The sequence below is a fragment of the Yersinia fenwicki genome (genome assembly GCF_043099325.1).
Taxonomy (GTDB): domain Bacteria; phylum Pseudomonadota; class Gammaproteobacteria; order Enterobacterales; family Enterobacteriaceae; genus Yersinia.
The window spans coordinates 1,906,115-1,925,100 of record NZ_CP170755.1; the positions used below are offsets into that span (position 1 = coordinate 1,906,115).

The window sequence follows — 18,986 nt, forward strand, 5'->3', positions numbered from 1 at the left end:
TACACCGACTCATTATCATGTGTTATAATTAGTTATGTGATTATATGGTTAGTCAAGTAAGTTGATTGCAATTTTATATCTTATTTTTACTCTAAATAATAGGTGATTTTTATTTATGTCTTTATTTTCTTTTTATCATAACTGCTTGGATTTTATTTCCGAGAAAGTATTTGGTAAGCACCCCAAAGGTGGACCAGTGAGAAAAGAGAATAGGGAAAATGAATTATCTACTCTTCAGTTGGACGTGTTGCTGAATGCTGAAAAGCAGATTGCTATTATTACTACTGACTTAGATAATTGCATCACGATATATAATGTGGGCGCAGAGAGAATGTTTGGTTATTCGAAGGATGAAGTCTTAGGGAAACCTATATATAACATATTATATATTCCTGAAAATGGCGAGTCCCAAGTTGATCTAGACTATTTATTACTTAATCGGCGGGAAGCTAATGAGTGGTGCTATCAACGTAAGGATGGCAGCCGTTTCTGGGGCACACTGAGTGTGCATGAAATAACCTCGGATAGTGGTAACACTATGGGGTACATCAGTGTGATTGCGGATGTGTCGGAAAGAAAATCCTTACTGATGGAACTAGAAAAAAGTAAGCAGATGATGGACAGGTTAACTAAAAACTTGCCAGCGATGATCTATGCATACTATTTAAATGCTGATGGTGAATCTTATTTTAGCTATTGTAGCGAAGGGATAAGGCAAATATTTGACCTTACGCCTGCCGATGTTTTGCACGTGCCACAAGAGAATAACCAACTATTTAGCCGTATTCATAATGACGATCGGGAGATGCTAAGACAGGCTGTTATCGTGTCCCAGCAAAATTTATCAGTTTGGAGTTGTGATTTCCGTGTGATCTTGCCGGGAAAAGGAACGCATTGGCTCCATGGTGAGTCTTTCCCAACCAGTAGGGATGACGGGTCTGTCATTTGGTATGGTTCATTTTTTGATATTACAGAACTTAAACAATCTGAATCTATTCTAAAAGCATTGTCACAAACTGATGTGTTGACGGGGGTAGCAAATCGCCGTCACTTTGATGATATTTATCAACAAATTTGGCAGAAAAATCACACGGAAGGCGGAGCTCTGTCTGTGTTGATGATTGATTTTGACAATTTTAAAAGCTTTAACGACCTTTATGGGCATGCTATGGGGGATGTCTGTCTGAAGTCCATTGTTGAAACGTTATCAAAATCTATTCGTGGTGGTTCAGATATTCTTGCCCGTTATGGTGGTGAGGAGTTTATTGTCTTGCTCGCGCCAAGCACTTTGTCAGATGCAAAGGCGGTTGCCGAGCGTATGCGACATTCTATCGAAGAGCTGGATATTCCACACGGCATGTCACCCCATGGGCGAGTGACTATCAGTGTGGGTGTGGCATCAGTCTCCGAACTCGGTGAGCATTTATCGGCGACCGATTTGTCAGAGGCTGCGGATAAAGCACTATACCGGGCGAAAACCGCAGGGAAAAACCGGGTTGAAGCGGTAGCACTGAATTAATGGGTGACAACGATATCAATAAATATGGGCGGGGGAGATAATGACTGCTCCACAAATATTCGCTATATGACAGAAATGGAGATTTAATGACTGTCAGATTTAATCCAGTCTAATAATAATATGTTAATTATGGTGCATTGATTTGTAGCCACAATCAATACATCCGAACTGGACTGTGCCCACAATTTATTTGGAGACTGGAAAGCCAATGCCAACTGGAATATCGGCAGCAGCAGTCGAATAGAATCATTGATTATGGTGTTATGGGAAGATTGGACCAAGGAAGGGGGACGCGGCTGACCGTGCCATTGATTGCTGCGTTGCTCACCTGTGCATCTGAACATATGGCAGTACGTTATATGCTTAAATAACTAAACAGTGTGTAATTTAATCATATCTGAAGGGGGTAGGGCAATTCAGGGCAAGTCAATAACGTTGCACTGTACTCTACTCACCCCCTCATTTCCTATTGTAATGTTATGACTGACTAGTAAGGGTCCTGAGCTTCACGCAGGCGTTCTTGTTCTTCAGCAATGACTGCCTGGATCTCCTCCAGTACTCCCTCAACATCCGCCGCTTGAGTACTTTCTGCAAATTCGCCGGTCAATGGAGTTTCAGGGTGCAATTTGCCATCTTCATAAAGTGCCCACATCTCTTTGGCATATTTAGTGCCAAGCAATTCAGGGGCATATTGACCATAATAATGTGTCATATTCGCCACATCCCGCTCCAACATAGCCTTGGCATGGTTATTCGCAGCAGCATTAACGGCTTGTGGTAAATCGATAATTACCGGGCCGTCTTTATCGATTAAGACATTAAACTCCGATAAGTCACCATGTACTAAGCCTGCGCACAGCATCCGTACGACATAACGGATCATTATTGCATGGTCAATCAGGGCCTGTTCCTTGCTAAACGGGACATCACTGAGCCGAGGTGCTGCGAGACCATCTTCATCGGTGACCAGCTCCATTAGCAATACACCATCAAGGCAGGCATAGGGTTGTGGCACGCGAATACCAGCATTGGCTAACAGGTACAATGCATCCACCTCGGCTGTCTGCCAGGTTTCTTCTTGCTGCTTACGGCCAAACTTAGATCCCTTCGCCATGGCACGCGCATCGCGACTATTGCGTATCTTGCGACCTTCTTGATATTGAACCGCTTGTTTAAAATTGCGGTTCTCGGCTTCTTTGTAAACTTTAGCGCAGCGGATATCCTGCCCACAACGGACAACATAGACATCTGCTTCTTTGCCACTTTTTAAACGACGGATGACTTCGTCAACCAAGCCGTCATCAACCAGCGGTTGGATTCGTTTTGGAATTTTCATGGCGTCCTTGTACCCTATTTAAGCCCGCGATGGAATGGCTTTGGCTGAATTTTCCTCCAGTTTATCATTCGCGCCCATCTGCGGGTGAGTTTTTACTGTCTATCAAGCTGCACTGAACTGAGCATTATGCAGTTTGGCATAAGCCCCTTTACGGGCGAGGAGCTCGTGGTGGTCACCTTGTTCAACAATACCTTCTTTATCGACCACAATGATGCGGTCAGCATTTTGAATCGTCGCTAAACGGTGAGCAATCACCAATGTAGTGCGGCCTTGCGATAGTTCAGTCAATGCCAACTGAATAGCTTGTTCGGTCGCCGTATCCAGCGCAGAGGTCGCCTCATCCAGAATCAGAATCGGCGGATTTTTCAGGAAGATACGGGCAATAGAAAGGCGCTGTTTTTGCCCTCCCGATAATTTTACTCCGCGCTCACCGACCACAGTATCAAGGCCATCTGGCAGGCTTTCAATCAGCTCATCCAGGCGGGCTTGCCGTGCTGCCGCCATAATTTCTTCATCACTGGCATCCAATTTGCCATAGGCGATATTCTCACGAATAGAACCGCCGAATAAGAAAACATCTTGTTGAACTATACCAATATTATTACGTAATGATTGCTGAGTCATATCACGGATATTGATCCCATCAATGGTGATTGCTCCACCATCAAGCTCATAAAAGCGGGGGAGTAATGAACACAATGTGGTCTTACCTGCCCCTGATGGTCCGACGAATGCGACAGTTTCGCCTGCACGGATTTGTAGATTCAAGTGAGTAAAGATTTTGCTCTGCGGTGAATAACCGAAACTGACATCTTGGTAGCAAATATCGCCTCTAAGATGACCGACCGCACGGGCATTGGGTTGATCAACAATATCGGGTAAGGTATCAATCAATTGAGTGAACCGCTTAAATCCAGCGATTCCTTTCGGGTAGCTTTCCAGCACCGAGGTTATTTTTGCAACTGGGCGGAAAAAAACTTCGACTAACAATAGAAAACCGACAAAACCACCATAGCTTAACTGATCATGAACCACATACCATGTACCGACTACCATCACAATCAACTGTACCAGACGGGTGCTAAGGTAGCTCATGGTCATGCTGGTGGTCATGATGCGGTAAGCTTTCAGCTTCGTCGTACGGTAATCTTCGTTATCTTTAGCAAATAATTTCTTCTCATGGGATTCGTTTGCGAACGCTTTTACTACCCGAATACCGCCAATGCTTTCCTCGATCCGGGCATTAAAATTCCCTACCTGGCCAAACAGTCGGCGCCAGGTATCTGTCATTTGTGCACCATAACGGCTGACCAGATAAGTCATAAACGGCACAATAACAATAGTGAGCATCGCCAATGGCAGATGAACGGACGCCATCAAGATAAAGGCACCAATAAATGTCATCACTGCAATAAAGAGATCTTCCGGGCCGTGATGGGCAATTTCTCCGACTTCTTCTAAATCTTTCGTTACATGGGTGATGATATGGCCGGTCTTCATATTGTCGTAATAGCTAAATGATAACTTTTGCAGATGGCTAAATGCCTGGCGACGCATATCAGTTTCAATACCGACACCTAGAGCATGGCCCCAATAGTTAACTATTGCCATGAGCGCTGTATTCAGGAGATAAATCATTAGCAGGCCCGTTGCAGCCCAGACTATCAACACCCAGTCTTGGTTAGGGAGCAACTTATCAATGAAAAGTTTTACTGCCATCGGGAAGCTCAGTTCCAGCAGCCCAGCCAATATTGCACAACCAAAATCCAGATAGAAAAGCCCTTTGTATGGGGTGTAATAAGAAAAGAAACGGCGGAGCATTGGAAGTCCTTACAATTACAGAGGGAAATGACGACACAAAATAAGAAAATCGGTTTGCGACACCATAAATCGAAATAGTTCTTAATAGCGTTTATTTTGCCAGTTATTAACAGATAATAAAATTCTTATCTGTGAGAATATCCAGAAGCAAAGATAAAATCGAGCTGTGCCAGTGATTTCATAGTGAGGAACAATGACAATGAAGCTGACGATGACGGACACTCCAACAACTGAAGATGTGGCTGAAGTAATGGCAGGATTGAAGGCTTTTAACCGCAATTTTGTCGGTGATAATGGACGTAAACCATTAGCGGTGTTTATAACGGGTGAGCACGGTGAAAAGTTAGGGGGTATCACTGCCTATACATTAGGTCATTATCTGAGTATAGAATTGTTATGGGTATCAGATACATTACGTCATTCCGGGGCAGGCAGTAAACTGATGCAGGCAGTTGAGCAGGAAGCAATACAGCGAGGATGTAAATTCGCCCAAGTTGATACATTCAGTTTTCAAGCGCGGCCTTTCTATGAAAAGCATGGTTATCAATTGCAGATGACGTTAGAAAATGTCGTGGATGAGTATCATCGTTATTATCTAACGAAAAGTCTGATGAGCTAAAGTACATCGCAATAGACATAAATAGATAATTTTTATGTCACTCAGACGCCGTGGGAATAAAACAGCGTTCAACTCAGTTCTGCAATACACCAATGCACGACACCATTTTCATGATGGCTACGCGCATTATTTATGCTTGCTATACTCAAGTTATGAATATTCAGTTTTTGATGAAAGCTCACATCTATTGCTGAATAGCAGCGGGTTTTAAGCTTTTATTTGGTTAATGTGAATTACATCGGATTAACTCTTGTAAAGGGACATAAATATGGCGGCCTCTTCAAATAAAAAGTTATCACTCTGGTCATTAACTTCGCTGGTCGTCGGTTCAATGATAGGTGCCGGTATTTTCTCTTTACCCGCGACATTTGGCCGTGCCACTGGAGGTTTTGGTGCGATCATCGCTTGGGTTATTGCCGGGGGAGGTATGCTGACTCTGGCTTTTGTTTTCCAGACGTTGGCACAACGTAAACCTGAACTCGATTCTGGTGTCTATATTTATGCGAAAACCGGATTTGGTGACTATGCCGGTTTTGCGTCAGCTATCGGTTTCTGGGCTGGTGCATGTATCGGCAGTGTCTCTTATTTTGTACTGATCAAATCAACACTCGGGGCATTCTTTCCACTATTCGGAGATGGCAATACTTTATCCGCTGTTTTAATTGCCTCATTCATTTTGTGGAGCTTTCATTTTATGGTATTACGGGGCATCAAAGAGGCGGCGACGATTAATACAATTGCAACTTTTGCTAAAGTTATTCCAATATTTATTTTTATTATTGTCTTGGCATTTGCCTTCCACTCCGATACTTTCGCATTAAATTTCTGGGGTACTCAGCCTCTGGGGGCCGTGGGCGATCTCTCCCATCTGGACGATTATGGTTATACCGGTCATGCGGCCTTGGAAATAGGTACTGGTTCTGAATCTCTGTTTTCTCAAGTTCGTAGCACTATGCTGGTGACTGTATTTGTTTTTGTCGGTATTGAGGGGGCGAGTGTTTATTCCCGCTATGCCAAAGAAAGAAAACACGTCGGTATAGCGACTGTTTTAGGTTTTATCGGTGTTTTATGTCTGCTGGTGTTGGTTGCCATGCTTTCTTATGGCGTACTGCTTCGCCCTGATCTGGCTGCTTTACGTCAACCCTCAATGGCGGGGGTGTTAGAGCATATTGTTGGCCGGTGGGGGGCCATATTTATCAGTATTGGATTAATCATCTCAGTGATGGGCGCCTATTTGTCATGGACTCTACTGGCGGCCGAAGCGCTTTATTGTGCAGCCAAAAGTCATATTATGCCGAGTGTCTTGGCAACCGAGAATAAATACGGGGTACCCTCCGCAGCGGTTTGGATGTCCAATATTTTTATCCAATTATTCTTAATTGTTACGCTTTTCACTGAATATGCTTTCCAACTCGCACTTGAGTTAACCAGCTCACTGGTTTTGATTCCCTATCTCTTGGTTGCAGCTTATGGCTTGAAGTTGGCTTGGACCCGAGAGACATACTCTGTGGGAGCGGAAGACCATACGAAAGATTTTATAATTGCGTTGATAGCAACATTCTACGCCCTATTGATGGTGTATGCCGGAGGTTTGAAGTACATATTATTATCGGCAGTGATATACGGTCCAGGAACCTTGTTGTTTATTATCGCTAAACGCGAGCAGAAGAAACTAGTCTTCTCGGTTATTGAAAAATGTGCTTTTGTCGTCGCACTCATTGCTGCGGTCGCGGCGCTCTACAGCCTTGCGACAGGTATTATCATCGTGTGATAAGCTTGACGATATTAAGTACGGATAGACTGTGAACTTCAGTCTGGGGCTATGAGGTGAAATACATTATCAATCTTAATGTGTTTGGAGTATTTCCCTATCTTTACAATGGGTGGGCTTGATATATAACACAGACTACGACAGGATCGCGTTGGAAAAGCTAGCTGTCAGGCTAGCGCTAGTATGATTTTTGATAAAAATACGCCAATAAAACGCGATTTTTCTTATGCAGAGTTACGGCTGGTGGTTTTTTGCCAGTAGGTATTGTTTTGAAAAAACGAGAAAATATTACCCAGAATAGCGATTATTCAACGGGAATTGGCGACGCGCAATTTGCGCTTGTGGTTTTACTGACAACATCATGTTTGCTGATCGCAATAACGCTGATTGTGATCCTATGGTTAATTTGATGTGCCATAGACATTAGGGAGAATATATGGACAAGAGCTTGTTTGATGACAATAAAGTCATTGCACTGATTGGTTTACTGCTGGCGGCACTTATTGTGGTGAGTACTATGTTTGTGATGACCTATGTGGCGGATCGCCAGCGTAATGAAATACAAAACATTGATGTGCAGAATTGCTACAAAAAAAACTGAGAATATATTCGCCGGTTAGCGTCGATAAGCATTCAGGCGAATAATGGTATTGTGCGTATTACGCCAGTTTCTGGTGAGTGGTATGCAAGGGCAAAGCGATATTGAGGTCAATATCGGTATTTTGCCGGAAGTCATACGGGGTTATGCCGTAACGTTTTCTGAACATGTAAGTAAAGTGTGACTGTGAACCAAAGCCAAAATCTAAAGCAATATCAAAAATAGTGCTGTCACTGCTACGCAGCTGATAGACAGCACCCGCTAAGCGCCTTTCTCGAATGTATTTACCTAATGATACCCCGGTCACTTCCTTAAATATTTTCTGCATATGCCAGAGAGAATAGCCTGAGTACGCGGCTAACTCTTCAAGGTAAATGACTCTCCCCAGATGGGTTTCTACCCATTTACTGAGGGCGCAGACTAACGCGAGATGATTTTCTTGTGACATTATTTAGTCTGTTTTTTCTGGTTAGGAGAAGTGCAGTATACACAAGTTGAATCTAACAACACAAAACACCAAATTGGCTTTGATTGTAGCAAATATATCATAGAGGCTTTTCAAGATGTGTTTGCAAAAGAACTTTCTGGTGCCATAGTAAAAGGGTAGTGTCATCTGAAAGGGGGATATCCCGAGGATAAAAGGTTGAGTTTGGAAAAATAGAAATTAAAAACGATGAGGTGATCGCATGTTGATAACAGTGATTATGACTCTGATAGCGGTTGTGGGTGTGACCGTCTTTCTAAAGATGCCAGTAATGGTTCTGCACAAAGGTAAAAGCATAGGGGGTGATAAACTGTGAGACTAGAAATATTGTGATCAATAGATATGTAATAACTTATCTTCCGAACCAGGCGATTGATAACTATCAAACCTGGTTTTTTTACACCTATTTTTAGCCTTTGGTATCATTAACCCTGTCCTCGCCTCGTACCGATCTTTTTTATCCCCCAACAAACGCTTCAGTTAATGACTTAATGCATCGCGTTATCTCTGTAGGTTATTCATTAATCGAAGATAATTGTTACTGATAAAATCGTGAGTATGACACTGCCGGCTAAAGATATATGCCCAGGGGCGTGATATCCTTGTACAATATTATTGTGAAGGAATTATTCATGTCTGAAATGTTCACTAATGACCAAGAACTGGTCTCCGATCTGGTTGCTTGCCAATTGGTTATCAAACAAATTCTTGATGTGATTGATATTATTGCACCGACCGAAGTGCGGGATAAAATGTCTCATCAACTTAAATCTATTGATTTTGCATCACATCCTGCGGGAACTGATCCGGTAACCAAGCGTGCAATTGAGAAAGCTATTGCATTGATTGATATGAAGTTCACGCAGAAATAACGCACTATCGGTTGTGTTTTGGTCTGTACATTCAGCACAGACCAAAACTCGTGAGCTGGACAAACTGCGGATGAGTACAAACTCGTTATAGATTATTCAAAAACATTATTGCCAATTTTTTTCACTAAGGGGCAGTTACTAACACCGATGATGCCATTCTCTCCATTTATAAATTGAGCGGTTGATATACTTCTGGCCGTCAGATATTTGCATTGCAAACCGATACCTGCGGCGTTTTTCTCGCTGCCAATCAATACGCCATAGCCTGAAAAGAGCAATCCTAAGTATATGATTGCCACTACTAAGAGAATTCTGAATAAACTCATATTGTCACTCCCTGTAATTAGTTTTACTTATTATATAATAGATAATTTTAACAGTTTAACTTGTAATAATGAGGGGGGTTAATAGCAAAAATCCTAAGCTCTATTGATTTATAGAGTGAAATTGTAAAATAGCCACTAAAATGGGGAGCTAACGTGATGACAAACATGAGTAATTACATCTTGGCTATAAATGGTTGATGTTTAGTAAAGTATAATTAAAAGAAAATGTTGGATAAGGTGCCTGATTTGAACATTAAGAAACTTGTTGCAACGGTAGGGATCATTGCCGTTTGTTGCTTGTTTTATCTGTTAGCCCTTGATAGTTATTGTGACCAAGGGGGAACTTTCTCTACCGGCATTTGCAGCATTACTTCGATTATTCCATGGTAAGGATAACCTATTTTCTATTTATATAATAACTAGTAAAAACTATTTCTGATGGTTATCGTTATTAAGTATTAATCGATTGCTCGGATTAACCTTTGTGATGAGGAGAGTGATAAGATAGTGCCTTCGTCACGCATGTAATAGGGTAGTCAATGTTAGATACAAATATGGGCACAATGGGTATTGTCCCAATCGCTTTTTCGCTGTTTACCGTCATTTTTTTCTTGATAGTTTGGTTCTTTTTGAGCCGTGCCAGCGTGCGAGCAAACGAACAAATTCGCTTGTTACAAGACATCTCCGAACAACAGAAACAGCAAACAGAATTACTCAAAGCATTACTGGCTAATGCAACAGGTACCAGTGAATTTCAAAGTGACAGTGACATCGTTTCTCCTCTTGATTTTAAAGGTGTTATTCCGGAGAGATAAATTCACCAACTCTGGCGCTGTGGGTTGACAGTGTCAGAGTGATATTCATACCTCTTTTCTTTCACTTTCTCCGATGTTCTGCTTTACGCCCTGGCGCCTGATCACTCTTTTACTGGGCTAAAACAAACGTGTTGATTGTCATAAATTTGTCTTAATTTCGCCGTAATGTAGCCTGAACTTTATAGGCGAAGGGTGATTCAAATGATTAAATGGTATGAAGAAAGTGATAGCGAAGTGAATAGAAGCATTGCGTTACTTAGCGGTGAAGATCCCGACAAGTGGTATCCGTATGGCGGCATTAAAGGCAAAGATTACTGTAAGAACCCTTCCGATGCATGGCCTATCATCTATGCCAACAAAATTGGTCTCTATTCCCCAGAAATTAATAACAATAATCAGTGGAATGCCAGAATTACTAATCCGCAAGGAGAATGGCAAGCCTATAGCCAAAGTCCGCTGCGCGCGGCGATGATCTGTTATTTGCTCAGCCAGGAAGCGTGATCATCCCCCAGTAATTTTCAGTAATAGTGAATGTTCTGTGAAACTCGAATCTCGGGAATGACAAACGGTAAGGCGTTTTTTGATTGCTTTCGTGGAGTTGATGATGAAACGTATCATTAAAGGTGATTCAAATTTGTCACATTTGGTTATTGCTCACGCTGCAATTGACCACCATCAAAAGTCCTATGGTGAACGCCGCCAAGGCTGGCCATCAACTTATCTGATCCGCTATAAAAATAATCGAGTTGCAGTCGAAGTTGTCACCCGGCGTCAATCTTATGTCGCTACATTAATGATCGGCGCTCGAAATTTGAGCAAACTATGTAGTATATCTGCGTTACATGTCTGAGAGATATCCAGAGCCTCAGCTAATTGAACACTCGGCATATATAACGCTAGCCGATGGATTTTCATCCTGCTACCCACTAATGACCTTAATCCTTGCCGCAAGCAGGTTTAAGTGTTAAAAAACCGCCGCAGATTCATTTACGAAAGGCGCTTTTTACCACGCTAGTGTGAAACAGTGCGGCAGAGGATAGGATGGAACAGCAGTTGCAGGATTCAACATTAAAGCGCGGTTTAAAAAATCGCCATATTCAGCTAATTGCTCTGGGTGGAGCTATTGGCACCGGGCTATTTCTGGGGATAGCGCAAACTATTAAAATGGCTGGCCCCTCAGTGATATTGGGTTATGCCATCGGTGGTTTTATTGCCTTTCTCATTATGCGTCAGCTAGGTGAAATGGTTGTTGAGGAGCCTGTTGCCGGTTCATTCAGTCACTTTGCCTATAAATATTGGGGCGATTTCGCCGGATTTTTATCTGGTTGGAACTACTGGGCCATGTTTATCTTGGTCGGAATGGCTGAATTGACTGCAGTAGGCATTTATATTCAGTATTGGTGGCCAGAAATTCCAACCTGGGTGTCAGCCGCCATATTCTTTGTTCTGATCAATGCCATCAATCTTGTTAATGTGCGTATGTATGGTGAAACTGAGTTTTGGTTCGCGATCATCAAGGTCGCCGCCATTATCGGTATGATTGTATTCGGTGCGTATCTGTTGGCATCGGGTTCAGGCGGGCCAAATGCTTCAGTCACTAACCTCTGGGCACAGGGAGGTTTCATGCCTCATGGCTTTAGCGGATTAGTGATGGCGATGGCGGTGATTATGTTTTCTTTCGGCGGGCTAGAGATGGTGGGCATCACTGCCGCAGAAGCAGAAGACCCACATCACAGTATTCCTAAAGCAACTAATCAGGTTGTCTATCGTATCCTTATTTTTTATATCGGCTCACTGGCCGTGCTTTTATCACTTTATCCGTGGGGCAAGGTAGTGGAGGGCGGCAGTCCTTTTGTCATGATTTTCCATGCCTTGGATAGCAATCTGGTCGCCACAATCTTGAACGTAGTCGTGTTGACTGCGGCACTGTCGGTTTATAACAGCGGTGTGTACTGCAATAGTCGCATGTTGTTCGGCCTGGCATCCCAGGGCAACGCGCCTAAAGTGTTGACCAAAGTTAATAAGCGCGGAGTGCCAATTTTATCAATTGCGCTTTCAGCCTTGGCGACTTCTGCCGGTGTTGTCATTAACTATGTCATGCCGGGTAAGGCGTTTGAATTACTGATGGCACTGGTGGTATCAACATTAGTTATCAATTGGGTCATGATCTGTCTGGCGCACTTGAAATTCCGCGCCGCTAAAGTGCGAGAAGGTGTAGAACCACGTTTCAAAGCGCTTTGGTATCCATACGGTAATTATCTGTGTCTGGTATTCCTGATGCTGATTCTGGTCATCATGTACCTTACCGATGGGATTCAGATCTCAGTACTGATGATGCCGGCATGGATTGCACTATTGTGGTGCGGCTTTATGCTGACTCGCCGGAAAAGCAAGAATAACCAATCGAAATTAAAGGATTCCAGCGCCGTCTGATTAGATTGTTATATGGGCAAAAATAGCCGGAGAGCAACAGCGAAAACCGGCTATTTTTTACTTAAAAAGTAATCCATCGTTTACATCATCAGCAATAAATAAGAAAGATAATTCCCGCTCTATAATAGGTGAGGACTATAGTCTTTTTCTGAAGTGATTAACGCTAATTGAGATTTATTCTTAACAACCCTATATAACCACTTTTATATTATGGTTAAATATATTGAATAATATATCCAATTAGAATTGCCAGCGCATCCAGGTAAACAGTACATTACCATTATTATAAGTGCCGGGAATATAGGTGGTTTGTAGTGCAAACTTATTATATTCAATAGAGATAAGCGGCAATGGTAATGGAATTGGAATGTAATGGTATTCATGGCGTGCGGTAATACTGGCCGTAAAACCTACCCCAAAACGCCAGCCGTCCATCTCTCCTGGGATCCACATCTTTTGATAGCCATAACCTATAATCGGCTCAACTTCATTGTGTGAGTCCATAAAGGCCATCGCATAGACTGCGTGCCAGTTATTGTTCTCATCATAGCGATACTTGCCGTAGCCGATACCCCAAGGACGCTCATTGTATGACTCTATCTTGTCATCATCATAGGTCCAACGGTTATGCCACGTGTTCAGCGGAATATACAGCTCTTGGTTGGGCGAGTCCCACGCGAGCGAAATATTACGCAACAGCCGTTGCCATAAGTTGTCATTATCTACAGACAGCTCGCTTTGTTGGCCAGTAGAGGTATTGCTCGATGATGATTTGTCTTCTGCCTGAACCGCGTTAGCTTGGCCCAGCCACAGGCTACTGAAAATACATGCGGAAATAAGGTGTTTATAACTCATGGTATAGCTCTCTGATGCTGATAAGATGAAATAAGATTTCCTTGCACCAGATAATCTTCAAACCTATCAAAATTAATGACTAATACTGCATATTTAAATGAGGAAAAGAGTATAACCGCAAACTTAAACGAATCTATAACGAGAAAGTAATATAGAGTTTTAAACTGCGCGTCAGAGTAATAAAAATTTAATTATAGAGCATCAAGAAATGTCTTATTTTATTTTCTATAGCACAATTCGTGGGCAAAATGAGTGACATTTTCATTACCTTAAACTGACTAAGATGACGTTTTTTTTAGTATATTTATACACAATAAATATAGTGGTATTGCACTTAAATGATGCATTTTCTCTCACATGGATAACCTATTGCATCTATATGACACATTAAGTCATTATTTATTGGGTTATTATTTAATCGTTGCGTTCTATATTTTTAATGGTTTTTCTCGAAGAGAAAATCGATCTTTTCCTGCTTGTTTTACCGTGCGAGAGTTCACTTGATCTCAAATCGAGAAATATCATTTCTCTAATTTTTAGATCAATTATTTCTCCGTACATAATCTGAGGTTAACTAAGGGGTTAGTCTTACGAATCGATAAGTCACAACCTCTAGATGAAAGGATGCTACGAGGGCGATTGAGCATGGGATATATTCAATTATTATATATTTAATACCAATAAATTTTATACCAGTACTGCTTTGAGCGATCCATTCGAGATGGAAACCAAGAAGGGTTTGCGTAAGAATTATTATAAAAAGAGTTAGCTTAAATGTTAAAAACCAGTAAGAAAGCGGGATAGGACAGTATAAAAAAATAGAGCAGAAAATACGATGACCTTCAACAAATTTTAGCATATTTAAGCATTCTTTATGAGCAACCGTTTCAAATATGTGCGACAGGTTCACCCTTGATTAAAAATGGCTTGCCATCGAATACAGAGTATGTGATAACGCATATGGGTAAAACGAGGTACAGTTCTGTATATGTGTGGCATTTTCAGTAAAGAAGTTCTGAGTAAAGACGTTAGCGTTGAATACCGCTTCTCTGCCGATCCTTATCTTAGTGCCTCAAGCAGTAACGACTCTAGTTTGTCTATGTAAACGCCTACGGGCGAGTTAAACAATCCAAAGGAAATACTCAAGATGGCAAAGATCAAAGGTCAAGTTAAGTGGTTCAACGAGTCTAAAGGTTTTGGTTTCATCACTCCAGCTGACGGCAGCAAAGATGTGTTCGTACACTTCTCTGCAATCCAGGGTAATGGCTTCAAAACCCTGGCTGAAGGCCAGAACGTAGAGTTCGAAATCCAAGACGGTCAGAAAGGTCCGTCTGCAGTAAACGTTACTGCAATCTAATCAGCTCTTTTGCTGTTAAAAACCCGCCTTTGTGCGGGTTTTTTTGTGTCTGCAACAACATCAATTCAATCTGGCCGTTAAGGCAAGATAATTAACCCCGAATACTGATTACGGCCTTTAATGCCGGGATGGGTTGGATCAATCGCTTGCTGTTGGCTGGTTCGGCGAAAACTGGTGTATTTGAAACCAGGCTGAGCATTATCCCCGCCATCTGGCGTTGTGGTGCATATTGTACAACTGCCGACCCTATCAACTTGATGAATGCCCGCAGCTCGTAATTGGTGCTCAGCTATGGCTGCTAAGTTCAGGTGGCGAAAACGAGGCGAAATAATATTTTTTGCCAGCGGTAATTCGTTAATAAACCGTTCCACCAGTTCTTCATTGACTTCATAACAGCAGGAGCGGGCTGCTGGCCCGATGGCTGCCACCCAATTTTCCGGATTATCATCGCGGGCAATGCGTTCGACCATCCTTAAGATAATGCCATCTAATAAACCGCGCCAACCGGCATGAACCACTGCAATACCTTTTCCATCCCGTTGACTGAAAATCACCGGCAGACAATCCGCCGTCAAGACAGTTAATAAAATGCCAGATTGAGTGGTATACAGGCCATCTGCTTCGCGACATTCTTGCCCCGGTATTATTACATCGATAATTGTGGTGCCATGAACCTGTTTCTTATTGGCTTGTGATGCTTGATAAGGCTGGAGGCAGTCAGGTAATAGGGCAGATTTATTGCCAAAACCATGGCAAATAGTGTTAATTCGGCTGAGATGAGGTGAAAAATCAGTCATGGGACTTACCTAAGGAAGAAAAAAGACGCTATCCAGTGTAAGCCGTTTTTTAACTTATTGACCAGTCACCTTTTCTTTTAAATCGCCGTTAGTGAATTGTTGCAAAATAACGCATCTTGTATCACTGTTTTGGCACCCATTGATACAGTGGATAGGTTTTAATGGCTGCTGTTATTCAAGCGACCATCCAGGAATGAACTTTGTGATTTCTAAACCAAAAAATGATTATTCCAGCTTTATCCGTTGGCGTTTTAGTTTGCTATGTGGCTGTATTTTAATTTCATTTATTGGTCTGATAGCCAGAGTTGCCTGGTTGCAAATTATTGAACCTGATCCGTTGGTAAAAGAAGAGGATATGCGTTCAGTACGCGTGGTCGCCACCCCGAATACGCGCGGTATGATCACCGACAGAAATGGGCATCCTTTGGCGGTGAGTGTGCCGGTTGAGGCTATCTGGGCTGATCCAGCAACGGTATTGGAGAAAGGGGGAATCGGTATTTCGGAGCGCTGGCAGGCATTGGCTCAGGAACTTAATATCCCCCTCGACCAACTCAATAGCCGTATCCACCAAAACCCGCATGCCCGCTTTATCTACCTTGCCCGGCAAGTGGAGCCCGATGTTGCTGAATATATTCAACGGCTGAAGTTACCTGGTATTGCCATAAAAGAGGAGTCACGGCGCTTCTATCCTTCGGGAGATATTGCCGCAAATCTGGTTGGTTTCACCAATATTGATGATCAGGGTATTGAGGGAGTAGAAAAAAGTTTTAATGCGCTTCTCAGTGGTACCGCCGGCAGCCGAGTGGTGCGTAAAGACCGCTTCGGTCGCGTGGTTGAAGATATCTCCTCGACCGACAGTCATCCGGGCCAAAATGTTGAACTCAGCATTGATGAGCGGCTGCAAGTAGAAGCCTCCCATGCATTGACCAATGCCGTTATATTCAATAAAGCAGATTCCGGCTCTGCCGTAGTTATTGACGTGAACACTGGCGAAGTACTGGCGATGGCTAACTATCCGACTTTTAATCCCAATAATAGGGTAGACACTCCTGAGGAGAATTTTCGCAATCGGGCGATCAGCGATATCTTTGAACCCGGTTCAACAGTGAAACCGATGGTGGTCATGACGGCTCTACAGCGTCAGTTGGTCAAGCCTGATGCGGTGTTGGATACCCACCCCTATATATTGAGTGGGCACCTTATTAAAGATGTGGCGCTTTATCCGGCTTTGTCACTGACCGGTGTGTTGCAAAAATCCAGTGATGTTGGCGTATCGCGACTGGCGCTGGCGATGCCTGCTTCTGCTTTGATGCAAACCTACTCAGCTTTTGGCTTGGGCAAGCCAACTCTGTTAGGGCTTACCGGTGAAAGCAGTGGGTTAATGCCAAATCGGCAGCGTTGGAGCGATTTAGACCGCGCGACGTTCTCATTCGGCTATGGCTTGATGGTGACACCGCTGCAACTGGCTCGGGTCTATGCCACTATCGGCAGCTTCGGCATTTATCGGCCATTGTCGATTACTAAGGTTGATCCACCGGTATTGGGTCAGCGAATATTCCCCGAAGAGCTGGTACGTCAGGTTGAGCATATGATGGAGAGTGTGGCATTGCCTGGAGGCGGTGGGGTGAAAGCCGCAGTGCGGGGATATCGGGTGGCGGTGAAAACCGGGACAGCTAAGAAGATTGGGCCAAATGGTCAGTATATTGATAAATATGTGGCGTATACCGCCGGTGTTGCTCCCGCCAGTCAGCCTCGTTTTGCTTTGGTGGTGGTGATTAACAACCCTCAGGGGGGCAAATACTATGGGGGCGCAGTATCCGCACCGGTATTTAGCGATATTATGGGACAAATCTTACGCACCATGAATGTGAAGCCCGATGCGATTCCCGTCGATGTGATTCGGCATAGTTAATCTCGGTTGATTCACAAAGGGAAACCGTGGCTTGCAACAGTATCTGCGCTTCTTTAGACTAACGCCGCGTCTGCCGGTATTTCTGGCGGTTATTAATCAGTTACCTGGGATTTAACCATGTCTTATCAGTGCCCCCTTTGTCATCAGGCCTTGCAGCAAAGCCCGCAACAGTGGCGTTGCAGCAATAATCACCAGTTTGATTGCGCCAAAGAGGGTTACGTCAATTTAATGCCGGTGCAACATAAAGGCTCGAAACAGCCAGGGGATAGCCCAGAGATGATGCAAGCTCGGCGGGCTTTTCTGGATGCGGGTTATTATCAACCCTTGCAACAGCAGGTTTGCGATATTCTGGATAAGGCGCTACCACTGGATGCTGCTATGTTGTTGGATATCGGTTGTGGCGAAGGTTATTACACCGCTGCAGTGGCTGACCGATTAAATCGGCAACGTCAGATGGCCATTTTCGGGTTAGATGTCGCTAAGATCGCCGTCAGATACGGAGCAAAGCGCTATCCTCAAGTGAGTTTCTGTGTGGCGTCAAGCCATCGGTTACCTTTTGCTAATCAAGCTCTTGATGCTGTATTACGTATTTATGCCCCATGTAAGGCAACTGAATTAGCTCGCACTGTGAAACCCGGTGGCATTGTAGTTACTGTTGCGCCTGGCCCACGTCATCTCTATCAGTTAAAAGCCCTGATTTATGCTCAAGTACAATTTCACGACGATACGGCAGAGCATTTGGATGGGTTTGATCTGGTCAGCAGTGAAAAATTGGCCTACGAAATGAAGTTAAGCGGTAAACAAAGCTTCAACTTATTGCAGATGACGCCTTTTGCCTGGCGTGCTTCCATTGAAACGGGACAAGAACTCGCTGCCCGGCAGTCCTTCACCTGTGAAACCGATTTTGTTATCGCCGTTCATCGCCGTAGAGAAGATCTTGAGCGTGCTGTATTAAGCCGTGATGAGAAACTAATATAAGTGATTGTTCGTTATTTAATAATACCTAAATAACTGTCGAGCGCATAATTTCCATTAGGGATAAACATTATTATCTTAATTAGATAGTGTTATAATCCCTGGTGGAGGATTAGCAATTAACTTAAGTTAAATTTTAAGTGTGTTATTTTTATAATGGAGATTTTTATTTAATATCTAAGTTTCGCCAGGTTCTTCCACCGGATTCAGTGACTAAAATAGAGGGAATAAATCGTATCTGTTCTGCAACTTTCAGTGCTAAATCAGCAACTTCCTGTTTATTTAATGTGCCACTGCCGTAATTGAACTCGCCTTCTGGTAATTTATAGACTTTCTCCCTGCCGATAAGGCATGTAAACCCGGCATCAATCATTTTCTTATTAAGAGAATCGTAATCGCCTTCTACGGCGTTATGCAAAACGATACTGACCGTAAAGTATGGCATAGTTAATTTTCCATTTAATCAGGTAATCATATTTGTATATCACACTACTGA

The 18,986-nt window shown here is 43.1% G+C and carries 21 protein-coding genes; 14 read left to right on the forward strand and 7 right to left on the reverse strand.

Annotated features, from left to right (window positions below; genetic code table 11):
• Positions 1 to 115 precede the first annotated feature (115 nt).
• Positions 116 to 1,519 (forward strand): diguanylate cyclase, encoded by a 1,404-nt coding sequence (locus ACF3VQ_RS08585; protein ID WP_392434735.1) that lies wholly within the window; start codon positions 116 to 118, stop codon positions 1,517 to 1,519.
• Between the two features lie 487 nt (positions 1,520 to 2,006).
• On the opposite strand, the gene ACF3VQ_RS08590 is transcribed toward ACF3VQ_RS08585, so the two are convergent.
• Complete coding sequence (locus tag ACF3VQ_RS08590; RefSeq protein WP_392434736.1) at positions 2,007 to 2,855, reverse strand: PA4780 family RIO1-like protein kinase; 849 nt, start codon at positions 2,853 to 2,855, stop codon at positions 2,007 to 2,009.
• A 102-nt stretch (positions 2,856 to 2,957) separates the two neighbouring features.
• A complete protein-coding gene (locus ACF3VQ_RS08595; protein WP_392434738.1) occupies positions 2,958 to 4,676 on the reverse strand; it encodes an ABC transporter ATP-binding protein in 1,719 nt (572 codons plus the stop codon).
• Between the two features lie 199 nt (positions 4,677 to 4,875).
• Between ACF3VQ_RS08595 and ACF3VQ_RS08600 the strand changes: the two genes are divergently transcribed.
• The 3 genes from ACF3VQ_RS08600 to ACF3VQ_RS08610 all read left to right on the forward strand — a co-directional run bounded on the left by ACF3VQ_RS08600 (position 4,876) and on the right by ACF3VQ_RS08610 (position 7,667).
• Positions 4,876 to 5,295, forward strand: coding sequence for a GNAT family N-acetyltransferase (locus tag ACF3VQ_RS08600; RefSeq protein ID WP_392434740.1), 420 nt, complete (start codon positions 4,876 to 4,878; stop codon positions 5,293 to 5,295).
• A gap of 268 nt (positions 5,296 to 5,563) precedes the next feature.
• Positions 5,564 to 7,066 (forward strand): amino acid permease, encoded by a 1,503-nt coding sequence (locus tag ACF3VQ_RS08605; protein WP_392434742.1) that lies wholly within the window; start codon positions 5,564 to 5,566, stop codon positions 7,064 to 7,066.
• A 436-nt stretch (positions 7,067 to 7,502) separates the two neighbouring features.
• Positions 7,503 to 7,667 (forward strand): hypothetical protein, encoded by a 165-nt coding sequence (locus ACF3VQ_RS08610; RefSeq protein WP_392434744.1) that lies wholly within the window; start codon positions 7,503 to 7,505, stop codon positions 7,665 to 7,667.
• Positions 7,668 to 7,725: 58 nt separating this feature from the next.
• Here the strand turns inward: ACF3VQ_RS08610 and ACF3VQ_RS08615 are convergent, their stop codons facing one another.
• Positions 7,726 to 8,112, reverse strand: a complete 387-nt coding sequence (locus ACF3VQ_RS08615; RefSeq protein ID WP_005158136.1) for a helix-turn-helix domain-containing protein — start codon at positions 8,110 to 8,112, stop codon at positions 7,726 to 7,728.
• Between the two features lie 668 nt (positions 8,113 to 8,780).
• Here ACF3VQ_RS08615 and ACF3VQ_RS08620 point away from each other — a divergent pair.
• Positions 8,781 to 9,020, forward strand: coding sequence for a DUF2766 family protein (locus ACF3VQ_RS08620; protein WP_392434746.1), 240 nt, complete (start codon positions 8,781 to 8,783; stop codon positions 9,018 to 9,020).
• Positions 9,021 to 9,112: 92 nt separating this feature from the next.
• Here the strand turns inward: ACF3VQ_RS08620 and ACF3VQ_RS08625 are convergent, their stop codons facing one another.
• Positions 9,113 to 9,346, reverse strand: a complete 234-nt coding sequence (locus tag ACF3VQ_RS08625; protein ID WP_392434748.1) for a YobH family protein — start codon at positions 9,344 to 9,346, stop codon at positions 9,113 to 9,115.
• A gap of 246 nt (positions 9,347 to 9,592) precedes the next feature.
• Here ACF3VQ_RS08625 and ACF3VQ_RS08630 point away from each other — a divergent pair, with 246 nt between their 5' ends.
• The 5 genes from ACF3VQ_RS08630 (at position 9,593) to ACF3VQ_RS08650 (ending at position 12,594) form a co-directional block, all read left to right on the forward strand.
• Positions 9,593 to 9,736 (forward strand): PhoP/PhoQ regulator MgrB, encoded by a 144-nt coding sequence (locus ACF3VQ_RS08630; RefSeq protein WP_392434750.1) that lies wholly within the window; start codon positions 9,593 to 9,595, stop codon positions 9,734 to 9,736.
• A gap of 149 nt (positions 9,737 to 9,885) precedes the next feature.
• Complete coding sequence (locus tag ACF3VQ_RS08635) at positions 9,886 to 10,161, forward strand: YebO family protein (RefSeq protein ID WP_392434752.1); 276 nt, start codon at positions 9,886 to 9,888, stop codon at positions 10,159 to 10,161.
• A 201-nt stretch (positions 10,162 to 10,362) separates the two neighbouring features.
• The gene (locus ACF3VQ_RS08640) at positions 10,363 to 10,662 is read left to right on the forward strand and encodes a phage protein NinX family protein (RefSeq protein WP_392434754.1); all 300 of its coding nucleotides are present in this window, start codon (positions 10,363 to 10,365) and stop codon (positions 10,660 to 10,662) included.
• A gap of 103 nt (positions 10,663 to 10,765) precedes the next feature.
• Complete coding sequence (locus ACF3VQ_RS08645) at positions 10,766 to 11,011, forward strand: DUF4060 family protein (protein WP_392435497.1); 246 nt, start codon at positions 10,766 to 10,768, stop codon at positions 11,009 to 11,011.
• A gap of 191 nt (positions 11,012 to 11,202) precedes the next feature.
• The gene (locus ACF3VQ_RS08650) at positions 11,203 to 12,594 is read left to right on the forward strand and encodes an amino acid permease (RefSeq protein WP_392434756.1); all 1,392 of its coding nucleotides are present in this window, start codon (positions 11,203 to 11,205) and stop codon (positions 12,592 to 12,594) included.
• Between the two features lie 240 nt (positions 12,595 to 12,834).
• On the opposite strand, the gene pagP is transcribed toward ACF3VQ_RS08650, so the two are convergent.
• A complete protein-coding gene (pagP, locus tag ACF3VQ_RS08655; protein WP_392434758.1) occupies positions 12,835 to 13,449 on the reverse strand; it encodes a lipid IV(A) palmitoyltransferase PagP in 615 nt (204 codons plus the stop codon).
• A gap of 988 nt (positions 13,450 to 14,437) precedes the next feature.
• Here pagP and ACF3VQ_RS08660 point away from each other — a divergent pair.
• Positions 14,438 to 14,554 carry a DUF2627 domain-containing protein gene (locus ACF3VQ_RS08660; RefSeq protein WP_002211058.1) on the forward strand — a complete coding sequence of 39 codons (117 nt, stop codon included), beginning with the start codon at positions 14,438 to 14,440 and terminating at the stop codon, positions 14,552 to 14,554.
• A 42-nt stretch (positions 14,555 to 14,596) separates the two neighbouring features.
• The gene (gene cspE / locus ACF3VQ_RS08665; protein ID WP_002221949.1) at positions 14,597 to 14,806 is read left to right on the forward strand and encodes a transcription antiterminator/RNA stability regulator CspE; all 210 of its coding nucleotides are present in this window, start codon (positions 14,597 to 14,599) and stop codon (positions 14,804 to 14,806) included.
• Between the two features lie 77 nt (positions 14,807 to 14,883).
• On the opposite strand, the gene pgeF is transcribed toward cspE, so the two are convergent.
• Positions 14,884 to 15,603 carry a peptidoglycan editing factor PgeF gene (gene pgeF / locus ACF3VQ_RS08670; RefSeq protein ID WP_392434760.1) on the reverse strand — a complete coding sequence of 240 codons (720 nt, stop codon included), beginning with the start codon at positions 15,601 to 15,603 and terminating at the stop codon, positions 14,884 to 14,886.
• A gap of 193 nt (positions 15,604 to 15,796) precedes the next feature.
• Between pgeF and ftsI the strand changes: the two genes are divergently transcribed.
• Positions 15,797 to 17,515, forward strand: a complete 1,719-nt coding sequence (gene ftsI / locus ACF3VQ_RS08675; protein ID WP_392434762.1) for a peptidoglycan glycosyltransferase FtsI — start codon at positions 15,797 to 15,799, stop codon at positions 17,513 to 17,515.
• 117 nt (positions 17,516 to 17,632) lie between these two features.
• The gene (gene rlmA / locus ACF3VQ_RS08680; RefSeq protein ID WP_392434763.1) at positions 17,633 to 18,493 is read left to right on the forward strand and encodes a 23S rRNA (guanine(745)-N(1))-methyltransferase; all 861 of its coding nucleotides are present in this window, start codon (positions 17,633 to 17,635) and stop codon (positions 18,491 to 18,493) included.
• 163 nt (positions 18,494 to 18,656) lie between these two features.
• On the opposite strand, the gene ACF3VQ_RS08685 is transcribed toward rlmA, so the two are convergent.
• Complete coding sequence (locus ACF3VQ_RS08685) at positions 18,657 to 18,935, reverse strand: hypothetical protein (RefSeq protein WP_392434765.1); 279 nt, start codon at positions 18,933 to 18,935, stop codon at positions 18,657 to 18,659.
• Between the last annotated feature and the right edge of the window lie 51 nt (positions 18,936 to 18,986).